Source organism: Pectinatus haikarae, assembly GCF_050916305.1.
Classification (GTDB): Bacteria; Bacillota; Negativicutes; order Selenomonadales; family Selenomonadaceae; genus Pectinatus; species Pectinatus haikarae.
The window spans coordinates 2,292,696-2,307,168 of sequence record NZ_CP116940.1; the positions used below are offsets into that span (position 1 = coordinate 2,292,696).

At 38.5% G+C, this 14,473-nt stretch carries 14 protein-coding genes; 8 read left to right on the top strand and 6 right to left on the bottom strand.

The features are described from left to right. Positions 1-24: 24 nt before the first annotated feature. From NXG61_RS11110 to NXG61_RS11125, 4 genes are all read right to left on the bottom strand, one after another. Positions 25-1,020, bottom strand: a complete 996-nt coding sequence (locus NXG61_RS11110) for an inorganic phosphate transporter (RefSeq protein WP_432748927.1) — start codon at positions 1,018-1,020, stop codon at positions 25-27. Then, positions 1,013-1,636 (bottom strand): DUF47 domain-containing protein, encoded by a 624-nt coding sequence (locus NXG61_RS11115; protein WP_196603860.1) that lies wholly within the window; start codon positions 1,634-1,636, stop codon positions 1,013-1,015. Before NXG61_RS11115 ends, NXG61_RS11110 begins: the two co-directional genes overlap by 8 nt. A gap of 386 nt (positions 1,637-2,022) precedes the next feature. Then, positions 2,023-3,513 (bottom strand): threonine synthase, encoded by a 1,491-nt coding sequence (thrC, locus tag NXG61_RS11120; RefSeq protein ID WP_307225211.1) that lies wholly within the window; start codon positions 3,511-3,513, stop codon positions 2,023-2,025. A 15-nt stretch (positions 3,514-3,528) separates the two neighbouring features. Then, positions 3,529-4,758 carry an aspartate kinase gene (locus NXG61_RS11125; protein ID WP_196603858.1) on the bottom strand — a complete coding sequence of 410 codons (1,230 nt, stop codon included), beginning with the start codon at positions 4,756-4,758 and terminating at the stop codon, positions 3,529-3,531. 354 nt (positions 4,759-5,112) lie between these two features. Here NXG61_RS11125 and purE point away from each other — a divergent pair, with 354 nt between their 5' ends. The 7 genes from purE to purD all read left to right on the top strand — a co-directional run bounded on the left by purE (position 5,113) and on the right by purD (position 11,508). Further along, entirely contained in the window at positions 5,113-5,601 is a 489-nt protein-coding gene (purE, locus tag NXG61_RS11130; protein ID WP_196603857.1) for a 5-(carboxyamino)imidazole ribonucleotide mutase, read from the top strand. Positions 5,602-5,623: 22 nt separating this feature from the next. After that, positions 5,624-6,334 carry a phosphoribosylaminoimidazolesuccinocarboxamide synthase gene (gene purC, locus NXG61_RS11135; RefSeq protein WP_307225210.1) on the top strand — a complete coding sequence of 237 codons (711 nt, stop codon included), beginning with the start codon at positions 5,624-5,626 and terminating at the stop codon, positions 6,332-6,334. A 22-nt stretch (positions 6,335-6,356) separates the two neighbouring features. Further along, the gene (purF, locus tag NXG61_RS11140; RefSeq protein WP_196603856.1) at positions 6,357-7,790 is read left to right on the top strand and encodes an amidophosphoribosyltransferase; all 1,434 of its coding nucleotides are present in this window, start codon (positions 6,357-6,359) and stop codon (positions 7,788-7,790) included. 72 nt (positions 7,791-7,862) lie between these two features. Further along, a complete protein-coding gene (gene purM / locus NXG61_RS11145) occupies positions 7,863-8,927 on the top strand; it encodes a phosphoribosylformylglycinamidine cyclo-ligase (protein WP_307225209.1) in 1,065 nt (354 codons plus the stop codon). Then, positions 8,920-9,531, top strand: a complete 612-nt coding sequence (purN, locus tag NXG61_RS11150) for a phosphoribosylglycinamide formyltransferase (RefSeq protein WP_196603854.1) — start codon at positions 8,920-8,922, stop codon at positions 9,529-9,531. Before purM ends, purN begins: the two co-directional genes overlap by 8 nt. Positions 9,532-9,548: 17 nt before the next feature. After that, the gene (locus NXG61_RS11155) at positions 9,549-10,139 is read left to right on the top strand and encodes an IMP cyclohydrolase (RefSeq protein ID WP_196603853.1); all 591 of its coding nucleotides are present in this window, start codon (positions 9,549-9,551) and stop codon (positions 10,137-10,139) included. 88 nt (positions 10,140-10,227) lie between these two features. Beyond that, positions 10,228-11,508, top strand: a complete 1,281-nt coding sequence (gene purD, locus NXG61_RS11160; RefSeq protein ID WP_196603852.1) for a phosphoribosylamine--glycine ligase — start codon at positions 10,228-10,230, stop codon at positions 11,506-11,508. Positions 11,509-12,106: 598 nt separating this feature from the next. Here the strand turns inward: purD and NXG61_RS11165 are convergent. Continuing rightward, positions 12,107-12,628, bottom strand: coding sequence for a hypothetical protein (locus NXG61_RS11165; RefSeq protein WP_196603851.1), 522 nt, complete (start codon positions 12,626-12,628; stop codon positions 12,107-12,109). Between the two features lie 224 nt (positions 12,629-12,852). Between NXG61_RS11165 and NXG61_RS11170 the strand changes: the two genes are divergently transcribed. After that, on the top strand, positions 12,853-13,299 hold the full coding sequence (locus NXG61_RS11170) for a DoxX family protein (RefSeq protein ID WP_196603850.1): 447 nt from the start codon (positions 12,853-12,855) through the stop codon (positions 13,297-13,299). A gap of 55 nt (positions 13,300-13,354) precedes the next feature. Here NXG61_RS11170 and NXG61_RS11175 read toward each other — a convergent pair whose 3' ends face one another. Continuing rightward, entirely contained in the window at positions 13,355-14,227 is an 873-nt protein-coding gene (locus tag NXG61_RS11175; protein WP_196603848.1) for a LysR family transcriptional regulator, read from the bottom strand. Positions 14,228-14,473 lie beyond the last annotated feature (246 nt).

Sequence of the window (14,473 nt, forward strand, 5' to 3'; positions counted from 1 at the left end):
CTTTTATCACAATAATATGTTTTTTTAAAAAAATAATTTCAATAATTTGTAAATAATTGCAGCGACAGCAGCTGTAGAGGGGATAGTCAAAACCCATGCTATGAACATTTGCTTGGCAACTCCCCAGCGCACGGCCTTGACCCTTTTTGCGGTCCCAACACCCATTATGGAGCCTGAAACAACGTGCGTGGTGCTCACCGGTAAAGCCATCAATGTAGCAGAAAAAATTATAATTGACGAATTCAAATCCGCAGCAAAGCCGCTGATAGGTTCAAGTTTAAATATCTTGCCGCCCACCGTCTTTATTATCTTCCAGCCACCCACAGCCGTGCCGCAGGCCATAGCTACAGCTGCCATAATTTTTACAAAAGTTGGTACATCAAACACCTGTATGTATCCCGCACTTAAAAGAGCGAGTGTAATAATACCCATTGATTTTTGCGCGTCATTGGACCCATGAGAAAATGCCATCATAGCTGCAGAAAAAATCTGCATTTTCTTGAATTTATTATTTATTGAGGAAGGTTTACACCTGCCGAATATTATAAACAAAAGTGTCATGACCGCACAACCGGTAATGGCAGCTATGACCGGTGACAAAATCAAGGAAAGTACTATTTTTTCTATACCAAAATAATTAAGACCGCTGCTGCCAGCCGATACTAATACTGCACCTATTATACCGCCGACAAGTGCATGTGATGAACTGCTTGGCAAAGCAAACCACCAGGTCAGAATATTCCAGAAAATAGCGCCGCCAAGAGCGGCAATCAAAATGAGTTCATTAACGTGTTCAGCCGATTTCACTATGTCGCCGCCTATCGTGTGGGCGACACCGGTACTATACATGGCACCGCAGAAGTTAAGAAAAGCTGCCATTATTATTGCTGCACGAGGACTTGTTGCTCTTGTAGAAACAGACGTGGCAATAGCGTTTGCCGTATCATGAAAACCATTTATAAAATCAAACATTAGTGCCAGAAGAATAATAAGTATAATCAATATCTGGAATTCATGCATATTTCATTACCACGCCTCTTATCATATCACCTATCGATTCGCAGTGGTCAAGAGTATTTTCCAGATATTCGAGAATATCCTTCCATTTTATTATCTCTATGGGATCTTTAACGGTAGCGAATAACTGGGCGACTTCCTCCCGGTAAAGCTTATCTCCCGCACTTTCTATCTTGGATATTCTTGCGGTATATTCCAGAATTTTTTTCTCATTATGCTGCAGTCTGTGCAGCAATTTGAAAACTTCTGCAATATCTATTGTCGCTTCGATCAGAAGCTGCGACATCTGCAATGCAGTAGGACGTATGGCATCAATTCGGTACATGATAGCACGCTGCAGGGTTCCTTGTAAAAAATCTACGCCATCATCAAGACCATTGGCAATAGCGTAAATATCTTCTCTGTCTATCGGAGTAATAAAAGTGTGATTGAGCTTATCAATGATTTTATCATTGATATCATCCGCGGCATGTTCTAAGTCAGTTATTGTTTTCATCTTTTCTTCGGCACTGCTGTAATCAGTCATTACTTCATTGATAATCAGAGCACCCTCGTGAAAATACTCAGCACTTCGCACGAACAGATCATAAAATTCCGTGTTCTTTTTTACAAGAAACATAAACTTCCTCCCAAGTTGCACCAATAAATATTGTTTTTACACTGAAAATACGTATTATTAACAATTATTTTACAGTGCATTAATAATTATTTTACAATATATGCTTGTAATGATGCAATATTATATTTTACTCACGACACTATTATATAGTTTAACCACATAAATTAATTTTGTCTATATCCCATATGTATTTTCCATTTATCGGCGGACTGAGTTTTTTATTCTATATTTTTAAAGAAATTTATTTGTTTTTCTTGTTATCTTTAGGATAAGATGTATTAATCTATTTATATGTCACATACGAAAAACAGGCGCTAATATGAAAATCAAGCGTCTGTTTTTGTATTGAATCTGCTATAGAATATTAATCAAAAGAAAATACTGTACTATTTTAAACAATTTCTTATTTCTACAGCCATGTTTTCCTTTGCGCAAATTTTTTTATGAAGTATGGAAGCTGTTTTTAATGAAGATAATCCCGCAGGAATAGCGGATTTATTATACTTTTTAAGAATATCAAGCTGAGTAAATTCATCTGCATCACCTATATCAATACCAAGCGCAGCCAAAACACTGTCATTGAATTTATAAGGACTTGCTGTAGATAAAACGACCATAGGTATTTTTTTGTAATCGGCAGTTTCCCTATAATTTTGAGCAGCCTGCCAAGCAACTGCTGTATGCGGATCGGCGGTATAACCATATGTGTCATGAAGAATCCTGATAGTGGCTAAGGTCTCTTTTTCATCTACCCAGTCAGCAATAAATATTTCCTGAAGCTGTGATAAGTAACTGCTGTCTATTGTATAATGACCGTTTGCACTGAGCTTATTCATCCATTCATCTATTTTACGGTCATCTTCGGTAACATGATATAAAAGACGCTCTAAATTACTGGAAATCAATATATCCATAGACGGAGAAATAGTTTTGAAAAATTTACGATTTTTATCATAAGTGCCCGTCGCAAAAAAATCTGTCAAAACATTATTGGTATTAGATGCGCAAATAAGCTTATTAATAGGCAGTCCCATTTTCCTTGCATAATAACCAGCCAAAATGTCACCGAAGTTTCCGGTAGGCACAGTAAAATCAACCTTATCACCAGGTCTTATAACCTTTTTATTGACAAGATCACAATATGCACTGAAATAATAAACAATTTGAGGCAAAAGCCGTCCCCAATTTATTGAGTTGGCTGAAGATAATTCATAGCCTTTTTCTGCCAGTTCTTTATTAAATACTTTATCATTGAAAATCTTTTTTAATCCTGATTGGGCATCGTCAAAATTACCTTCTATAGCAATTACATCAACATTGGCACCTTTTTGAGTTATCATCTGGCGGCGTTGTATATCGCTTACACCCTGCTGAGGATAAAAAACAATGATTTTTATTTTTTCAACATTACGAAAACCTTCCAAAGCAGCTTTCCCTGTATCACCAGAGGTCGCTACCAGAATTGCAACGTCATTTTTTTGTTTTGTTTTTTGCAGCGCTGTAGACATTAGCTGAGGCAGCAGCTGCAGTGCCATATCTTTAAAGGCACTTGTCGGACCGTGCCAAAGCTCAAGAATATATTGTTCATCTGACAATTTGATAAGCGGTGCGATCGATTCATCATCAAATTTTTGATCCGTGTAAGCTTTTTTGATACATTCTTTTATTTCTTCATCAGTGTAATCCGTCAAATACAATGACAGAATTTTAAAAGCACGTTCCTGGTAAGAACAGGTAAGCATTTCGGACAAAAAAGCATCATCTGTTTGAGGAATTTTTTCGGGGACAAACAAACCGCCGTCTTCGGCTATTCCCTTAATAATAGTTTGAGCAGCACTGATTCGATTATTTTTATCACGGGTACTGTTATATTTCATATTTTCAATCCTTCCTCAACCTTCAGGAAAAAACTCATTATGAATTATATTCACGGCTTCATGCAGGGAGGAACTTTTTATGAGACAGGATATGCTTATTTCGGAGGTGCTTATAACATCTATGTTAACTCCTGCCTTGGAAAGTGCACCAAACATTCTGGCTGCTATGCCGGGATTGCCGAGCATACCGACACCAACCACAGAAACTTTTGCAACATCTTTTTCAATCAGAACACCGATCGCATTGAGTTCACCTGCTGCCTTATCTACCACCGGTTTAGCGGTGCTGAGATCATCTGAAGCTACAGTGAAAACCATGTCCGTGACATTTTTTTCAATATTACGGATACTTTGCACTATCATATCAACATCGATGTTTTTTTCAGCCAGGGCCGAGAAGATGGAGTAAGCGATGCCCGGATTATTAGGAACACCCAATACAGCTATTTTTGCAACCTTTTTATCATGGCTTACACCTCTTATTACGAACCCTTTTTCTTCCATTGTATATTCCTCCCTAATTATTGTTCCGGGCTTATTATTAAAAGTAGATCTGACATGTATAGGTATATTCATCAGCTGGCCTACTTCAACTGAGCGTGGCTGCATGACACCGGATCCCAGACGAGCCATTTCCAGCATCTCGTGATAAGTTATTTCCTTCATTTTCCTGGCATTTTTTACCATTCTTGGATCTGCCGAGTAGATTCCGTCAACATCAGTGTATATTTCACAGGAATCTGCGTGCAATGCCCCTGCCAAAGCTACAGCAGATGTATCAGAACCGCCGCGTCCCAAAGTTACTGGATCACCAAGTTGATCACAGCCCTGAAAACCGGCAACAATTACGATATTATTATTATTCAATTCATCCAGAACACGCTGTGGTCTGATGTCCATGATTTTTCCTTTTGTATGTACATCATTGGTCTTTATGCCCGCAAGGGATCCCGTGAGTGATACAGCTTTTTGACCAATTGATTTAAACGCCATTGTTAAAAGCGATATGGATACCTGTTCGCCCGTGGTAAGCAGCATATCCATTTCCCGTGTATATTTATACGGGTCACTGTCTATCTGATTAGCCAACTTTATTAATTCATCAGTCGTGTCACCCATAGCCGATACGACAACAACAACTTTATCATCTTTTCCTTTTTCGTTAACGATACGCTTGGCGACGTTCATTATTTTTTCTGTACTGCCTACAGAACTGCCGCCAAATTTTTTTACAATCAATGACATCATTATCCCCCTAATTACTTATTCAGCAAAAGCCTGCCTCATGGGCACTGCTGCCGCTAAGTGTAACAGCTGTTACATTATACAACACAACCTCATATTGTGTATAGATATTATAGCAAAAAATATTACCATTTGCCCATAAAATTTACGATACCCGCATTTTTACTCTCCGGAAAAGAAAATAATTGTATTAAAGTTCAATCTTTTTTAATATCAATCGTTGCCGCAGCTGATTATGCATAAAGCGATGAAAATAATATTAAAAATGTAAGTAAACTGTCATATTATATTGCAGTTTGCTGTCTGTTTTGCTATTATTGAAAGGTACGAATATTATTTTTAGGAGGAGATCTCATGAAAGTTGCTGTTGTAATGGGCAGCGATTCCGATTTACCGGTCTTGAAGCCGGCAATTAAATTATTGCATGATTTCGATATTGAGACGGAAGTTATAGTGGCCTCGGCGCACCGTACTCCGTCAAAAGTGCGTGAAATCGTTTCGGCGGCTCAGGACCGCGGTATCGGCGCTTTTATTTCTGCAGCTGGTGCGGCGGCTCATTTAGGAGGCGTTATAGCTTCTTATACAACACTTCCTGTAATAGGTGTTCCCATAAATGCTACTGCATTGAATGGGATGGATGCTCTTTTAAGTACGGTACAGATGCCTTCGGGTATTCCTGTTGCTACAATGGCGATAAACGGCGCTAAAAACGCTGCAATTTTCGCGGTGGAAATCTTCGCATTGAGCGATGCTGGTTTAAGCAAGAAACTTGCAGACTATCGGTTGAAGATGGTTGAAGAGGTAGAAGCAAAAGCAGCTAAAGTTGCCAGTGAATTGAAATAAGATTGTTACAGGGGGAGTTATTATGAGTAAAGAAAAATTATATGAAGGCAAAGCTAAAATCATTTATACGACAGATAATCCTGATGAACTTTTAGTTTATTATAAGGATGATGCCACTGCCGGCAATGGTGCAAAAAAAGGTACTATAATGGAAAAGGGAATTTTAAACAATAAAATTTCCGCGTTTTTTTTCGATATGCTTGCTAAGCAGGGGATTGAACATCATTATATAAACATGCCTAGTGAAAGAGAAATGCTGGTAAAAAAACTTGATATAATTCCGCTGGAAGTTGTTCTCCGCAATGTTGCGGCAGGAAGCCTTGCTAAACGTTTAGGTCTTGAAGAAGGAACAAAATTGACTTTCCCTGTCCTTGAATATTATTATAAATGTGACGAATTGAACGACCCGATGATTAATAAATTCCATATTAAAGCGATGGATTGGGCTGCAGAAGATGAACTTGCTCAAATCGAAAAAACTGGTCTGAAGATCAATGCTATAATGACGGATTATCTGAAGACTAAAAATATAGATCTCATTGATTTTAAACTTGAATTTGGACGTTACCATGGCAAAGTAATCCTAGGAGATGAAATTTCTCCTGATAACTGCCGTTTCTGGGACAGCACAACTCACGAAAAACTTGATAAAGATCGTTTCCGCAGAGATATGGGGAATGTTGAAGATGCCTACAAAGAAATTCTGCATCGTCTGACTGGTGAGCAGGCTTAACATAGGAGAGAAAATAAATAAGATGGCTGATATTTCCGTATCAAGCAAGTGGCATGAAGAATGCGGTGTTTTTGGCGCGTACTCGCACACTGAAGATGTTTCGATGATGACATACCTTGGTCTTTATGCTCTGCAGCACCGCGGTCAGGAAAGCGCCGGTATAGCAGTAACTGACGGTGCATGGATGGACGTTTCCCGTGGTATGGGCCTGGTGAACGAAGTTTTTCGGCATCAGATTCCCCATATGGATAATCAGTATATTTCTATTGGCCATGTTCGTTATTCAACTACCGGATCCAGCCTGTTGGCTAATACACAGCCCCTCATGGTAAATTATGCAGGCGGTAAAATCAGTCTGGCACATAACGGCAATCTTACCAACGCTGCAGAAATACGCCGGGAAATGGAAGAACAAGGGAATATTTTCCAGACCTCCATAGATTCTGAGGTTTTTGTTAATCTTATAGCCAGATCAAAAGCCGCTTCAATTGAAGATAAAATCATGGAAAGCATGAATAAGATTGAAGGCGCGTACTGCCTCACTATCATGACTGAGGACAAACTGATAGGGGCGCGTGATCCGCATGGTTTTCGTCCGTTATGTATTGGCAAATCAGATGATGCATGGGTCTTATCCTCTGAATCCTGTGCACTTGCTGTTGCCGGTGTACATTATGTGAGAGATGTAGAACCAGGTGAGATGGTTGTAATTGATAAACACGGATTGAAATCCTATAAATTTGCTGCCATCGAAAAAAAGGCAGCATGTGTCTTTGAATATATATATTTTGCCCGTCCGGATAGTGTTATAGACGGACAAAGTGTCCATGAGGCCCGCTTTATGATGGGGCGTATACTGGCCAGAGAATCAGGTTTTAAGGGTGATGTAGTTATATCTGTTCCCGATTCCGGGACCACAGCCGCTACAGGATTTGCCTATGAATCGGGTATTCCTTTTATAGAAGGTCTCATAAAGAACAGATATATAGGCCGTACTTTTATTCAGCCTACGCAGAAAAAACGCGATACTGCGGTCAAACTTAAACTCAGTCCTATTGTTTCGGCTGTCAAGGATAAGGACGTAATAATGGTAGATGATTCTATCGTCAGAGGAACTACCAGCGGAAAAATTGTCCGTATGCTGCGCAGTGCCGGTGCAAAATCTGTTCGCATGTGTGTCAGCTCCCCGCCAATAGGGTTTCCCTGTTATTATGGAATAGACACTTCCATCCGTAAAGAACTGATTGCTTCAACTAAAACAGTCGACCAAATTTGTGAGTATATAAAGGCTGATGCTTTGCACTTTTTATCAATTGAGGGTTTGAAGGAAAGTATAAAATCAGCCGACAGCGAAGATATGTGTTATGCGTGTTTCAATAATTACTATCCTGTTGAAACGCCTAAGGCTGACACGGTTGGTGCCGATAAATATGTATTTGAGCATTTGAAAAAATGAATATGATTTTCGTCTCAGATGTTTTTGCGGCAGCTGAGACGGACTTTTTTATTTATTATAATGGGGGATAAAATGTCTGAGAAAAAAAACGTCGGTTTGACATATCGTGATGCCGGAGTTGATATAGATGCAGGAAATTATTCGGTATCACTTATAAAAGACAGCGTAAAAGCCACCTACCGTCCTGAAGTCCTTGGTGATTTGGGCGGATTCGGCGGTTTATTTGCTTTGAATACAGCTAAGTATAAGGAGCCTGTTTTAGTTTCGGGCACGGATGGTGTAGGCACAAAATTGAAGTTGGCCTTTATGCTTGATAAGCATGATACTATTGGACAGGACGCTGTAGCGATGTGTGTCAATGATGTCTTAGTACAGGGCGCTGAACCGCTTTTTTTCCTTGACTATCTGGCAGTGGGCAAGCTTGAACCAGAAAAAGTCGCTGCTGTCGTTAAGGGAATCGCTAAAGCCTGCACTGAATCAGGATGTTCTCTGATCGGTGGCGAAACAGCTGAAATGGCGGGGTTTTATTCTGATGGTGAATACGATATAGCTGGTTTTACCGTAGGAGCTGTGGAAAAATCAAAAATAATCACCGGTGAAAAACTATCTTCCGGTGATGTTCTTATAGGTTTGCCTTCGACCGGTATACATTCTAACGGGTATTCTCTTGTACGCAAGATATGCTTTGAGCATATGGGTTATAAAGGCACGGAATATATAGATGAACTGGGGACGACTTTAGCAGAAGAGTTGCTTAAACCGACAAGGCTTTATCCTAAAGTGTGCCTGCCGCTTATTGACAAGTTTGATTTGCATGCCATGGTACATATCACCGGCGGAGGTTTTTATGATAATATTCCGCGTATATTACCGGAAAAATGCGCTGCTTTGATCGATGCATCTGCTTGGCAAATGCCTGTTATATTTTCTCTGCTGCAAAAATGGGGGAATGTTGATTGGCGGGAAATGTACCGTACTTTTAATATGGGCATTGGCATGATTATTGCTGTTGCTGCTGAAGACGCACCGGCAGTGCAAAAGCAGCTTGCCGCGCAGAATGAACTTTCCTATATCATAGGAACCGTCACTCCGGGGAATAAAAACGTAGTCATAAAAGGCGGGGTATTTAATGAATAAGCCGATTTTGGCTGTTTTAGCATCAGGCCGCGGCACCAATCTCCAATCAATAATTGATGCTATAAACAGAGGTCAGTTTTCTGCAGAAATCGGTATTGTTCTAACTGATAAACCGCATGCCGGTGCTCTTGAACGTGCAGCTAAGGCCGGCATACCAAGTTTATGTATTGATCGCAGTAAATATAATACAAAAGAAGCTTTTGAAAAAGAACTCCTTTCTGTATTAAAGGATTATAAGGTAGAACATATTTTACTGGCTGGATTTATGCGTATATTGAGTCCATTGTTTATACGGGAATATAAAAATCGAATATTAAATATTCATCCAGCTCTCTTGCCGGCCTTTACCGGCGCTCATGCGCATAGAGACGTCCTTGCCTATGGTGTTAAAATTTCAGGATGCACTGTACATTTTGTCGATGAAGGAACTGACAGCGGACCAATTATTATACAGGCTGCTGTTCCCGTATTAGATAATGACACGGAAGAATCGCTGGCGGAACGTGTTCTTCAACAGGAACATATAATCTATCCAAGGGCTGTCGGATTATACTTGAACGGATCTTTGGAAATAAAGGGACGCAAGGTACTACTAAAAGAATAAATCAGGCGGTGGATTTTTTGAAAATAAAGAGAGCACTTCTCAGCGTATCGGATAAAACAGGTATTGTAGATTTAGCCAAAGCTTTGCATTCTTCCGGAATAGAAATAGTTTCCACCGGCGGCACGATGAAGGCTTTGCAAAAAGCGGGAATACCGGTCTTATATGTCAGTGATGTTACTGGATTCCCTGAAATTATGGATGGGCGTGTAAAAACATTGAATCCGTATATTCATGGGGGTATACTGGCTGTGCGTGATAACCCGGAACATCAAAAAGCAATGCAGGAGCATAGCATAATAGGCATAGACATGGTTGTTGTCAATCTTTATCCATTTAGAGAAACTATTGCCAGGGCTGATGTTTCTCTTGCTGAAGCTATCGAAAATATAGATATAGGCGGTCCGGCTATGATCAGGGCAGCTGCCAAAAACTTTAAGTATGTAACGGTTGTTGTTAATCCTGATCATTATTCTGAAATAGCTGCTATGGTCAAGAAGGGTGAAGTAGCTGCCACCTTCAGAATGAAACTGGCACAGGAAGCCTTTAAACATACGGCTGAATATGATGATTGCATACAGAGTTATTTGGACAGCAAAATAGAAAAATAAGTATAAGACTAATTATCGGAAAAATCAATTACAAAAGCGCACTTGAAATTTGAGTGCGCTTTTTGACAATACGCAGGAGGTAGTATATTTGAATATATTAGTAATTGGTTCTGGCGGACGGGAGCATACTCTTGTATGGAAAATATCGCAGAGCAGCAAAGCAGCAAAGATATATGCTCTGCCCGGTAATCCGGGAATGAAAAATATTGCTGAATGTGTCGACGGTATCAGCATTGAAGACAATAGTAAAATTATTGATTTTGCAAAAGCAAAAAATATAGGGCTGATCGTTATAGGTCCTGAAATTCCCTTAATGAACGGTTTGGCAGATGATCTGCAAAAAGCTGATATTCCTGTTTTTGGTCCGGTTAAAGCAGCGGCCCTGCTGGAAGGGTCGAAAGCTTTTTCTAAGGAAATAATGAGAAAATACAATATCCCTACAGCCAAATATGAAACCTTTAAAAGCGCGGCAGCAGCTAAAGAGTATATAAAAGAGGAAGGCGCGCCGATAGTAGTCAAGGCAGATGGTCTCGCTGCGGGTAAAGGCGTTATCGTTGCAGAAACAGTTGAACAGGCATTGGAGGCCGTGGATGAAATCATGTGTGACAAAGCTTTTGGCAATGCAGGAGACTGTGTGGTCATAGAAGAATTTCTTGAAGGAGAAGAAGCCTCAATACTGGCCTTTACTGACGGAAAAATAATAAAACCCATGCTTGCTGCTCAAGATCACAAACGAATTTTTGACGGAGATAAAGGTCCGAACACCGGAGGAATGGGGACTTATGCACCTGCACCGGTCATCGATGAAAAGATAATGAATCAAGTGCAAAAAGAAGTTCTTGAACCAATTATAGCGGCAATGCAAAAAGAAAATAAAAAATATCAGGGATGCTTGTATGCGGGATTGATAATAACGGATAAAGGGCCTAAAGTAATAGAATTTAATGCTCGTTTCGGTGATCCGGAAACACAAGTGATTCTGCCGTTACTGAAAAGCGATCTTGTTGAGATAATGATCTCGTGCACCAACGGCACTTTGCATAAGCAGGATATCCTCTGGGATAAAAAAACGGCAGTCTGTGTTGTTCTTGCTGCAGGCGGGTATCCTCGTCAGTATAAAAAAGGTGAACCCATAAAAGGACTTGAAGATGCTGACAAGGCAGGTGCACTAGTTTTTCATGCCGGAACCAGGGCGGTTGACGGGCAGATAGTTACCGACGGAGGCAGAGTTTTGGGCATTGTATCTACAGGCAAAGATATAAAAGAAGCAATAGCTAATACTTACAGGGATGCAGCTTTAATAACCTTTGCCGATATGCAATTTCGCAAAGATATAGCTCAAAAAGCTTTCAGGCACTTAAAACAATAGCCTGCACATGAAATATATCATGGCGATAATATATTGATTTTTAATTTAATAGAATGAACATAAAGGCAAATTAATTAATAGTATTTATATCATCCAATATTGTTATAAATACTATTAATTAATAATAAAAAATATTTATAATAAAGTAAAAAAAATTTATTATAAAGAGGATTTTCAGAAGGAAAGAGAACAAGCTTGTCGAAATAAATATCATATAAATTTGATAGAAGAAAGAAGTGATATTATATGACTAAGCTTGAATTTAAAAAAGAAAAGCCATTTTGTCTGAATCTCCAAAAAAAAGTGAACGTTGTACGTTATTATAAGCAGGTTAATGCTGCTCAAACAATTCGCTATAAACAGGAATGCGAATATCGATTTGATTGCAAGGAGTGTACCAATTGCGTACATGCTTTTCATCCAATAGGATCAGAATATCTGCAAGGATAAGTTTTTATTAATTAACTATATTTTCAGAAAAATTAATATAAATTAATCAATATGTATATAAAATTATGTCAAGTTTTATGAACTAATACTCTAAAAAAAAGAGAAGCTTTCGCAAAACAGGCGAAAGCTTCTCTTTTTTTGAACAGGATTAAGTATTACTCTGACTGCTCCTTATCTGAGATACAGCATTTTTTAAAGTTTCACCCGAAGGGTCAGATTTGAGCATGACTGAAAGTTTTTTGGCTGATGAAACGCCGTTTAGAAGTGTTTGATAAACTGTGTTTGTATTTTTTGCGGAATTACCATTAAGAGAAAAAAGAAGTGTGGACATTTGTGAAGTTATCGACTGTACGGAGCTTGAAGAATTTATATCCTGCATTTTTTGAAAATTTGCTGCGGACAGTTTGGAAGCGGCGCTTAATGTACTTAAGGAAGAATAGACATTACTGAGCAATGGGTCGGAAGAAGATGCAGACGCGGAACCGTTTATTATATTGACCAATCCCTGAGATAAACTATATGCGGGAGCAGCTGCCGACGAATCAGTAAAAACATTATTCGATGATGACGAACTGCCGGCAGCAGAAGAAGATTCTGCCGAAGTTGCTGAAGATAATGTATCAGCATTATTCAACAACTTTTCCACAGTAGATATTGCCAAATTTGACATCGCAGACACCTCCATAAAACGATCATTAAATAATAATTAATATAGTTTGATAATCTTTTTTTAATTCTATCATTAATCGCTTTTTTCTTCAAGGATATTAAAATAAAAAAAATGCTGGTAATTTTTTTAATATATTATAAAATAGATAGGAAAGCTAAATATGCTTTCTTATGAAGAATTTCCATGACCAGTGGGATTTTATTCAAAAAAGGGAGGGTGCTTAATTGATCAATTTTTTAAATGATATTTATTATTTTGCTTCAGACAAAAAAAATTTTGGCCTGTTGATTTTTCGTATTGTTTTAGGATTGATGTTTATGTGGCATGGTTTTCCAAAATTGAGCGGCGGGCCCGAAAAGTGGGCTGAGCTCGGACAGGTTATGTCAGTATATGGGATAACATTTGTTCCTGCATTATGGGGATTCCTTTCCGCTTTTGCTGAATGCATCGGTGGTCTGCTGGTATTCTTGGGACTATTTTATCGACTGGCGGCAATTTTACTTTTTGGCAATTTACTGGTAGCTTTTAGCAGCCAGATGCTGCAGGACAAAGGTCTTTTTAAATCATCCCAATCCTTGGAAGATGGTTTCAACTTTTTCGCTGCATTTTTTATCGGACCAGGCAGGTATAGTATCGATTATTATCTGAATATAGACAGGCAGATAAAATAAAAAATGAAAAGCTGCTATACCTCTCGTGGTATAGCAGCTTTTCCTAAATAAGTCTTTATTTTAAAGTATCCTGGCAAAATTCGATAAATGATTGTGCCGCTTTTGATATATATCGATCTTTTTTCCAGGCGAGACCTACATCGACAAAAATGGGATCTTCAAAAGGCAGAACTTTTATGTTTGGTGTATCTTTTACAACAAAATCCAGTAGAAAAGCAATACCGACATTACTCGCTACAAGTCCTTTGATAGTCTCAATCTGATTTGATTCTAATACAATATTAGCTTTTATGTTTTCCTTACTCATTTTTTGCATTAAAAGATTTCGCAAATATGAGCCATCCTTGAGCATTATAATATTTTCATTCTCAATATCACTAATGGCAATTGATTTTTTCTTGGCCAACGGATGATCCAGAGGCAGACAGGCAACAGATTGATTTTTTGACATTGGTAAAAGTTCAAGACTCGAAGAAGCTCCTGAGAGAATGACAATCCCAAAATCCAGTTCATCCCGTTCGATTTGTTCTCTGATAGTCATAGAACCTTCTTCATAAAGATAGATATCCAGATGCGAATATTTTTGTTGAAAACTGGAAAATATTTTGGGAAACAAAAAAGCGCCTATCATAGATGGGATGCCTATTTTTATAGTGCCTTTTTGTAGTTTTTTATAGTCATTTACTTCTAAAACCGCATCCTGGATATTGCGCAGGGCTAGGTCTATTCTGTTCAAAAAAACTACCCCTTCAGGGGTGAGAGAAAGTTGTTTTTGACTTCTGTCGAAGAGTTGAATACCAAGCTCTGCTTCAAGCTTTTTTATGGCTACTGTTATATTAGGCTGTGATACACGTAATCTTTTGGCCGCTCTTGTAATATTTTTTAAGCGGCTGGTCATTTGAAAATATTCCAGTTGTTTTAGTTCCATTATACTCCTCCTGCAAAACACAGTAATAATTAAAAAAATTTATATACGGTGCCTGTCTATGTTTAAGGACACAGTGCATTTTTATTATATAAATTTATTAAATATAGTAAATATATTTATGTCATTTATTATAGCATAAATATATTATGCTATCCAGAGATATTTTGTGAAGATAATATGTAATAAAAATACATGGAAACAGCTTAACCAAGCAGATAAATCCCAAAAAATAATTTACCAATAAAT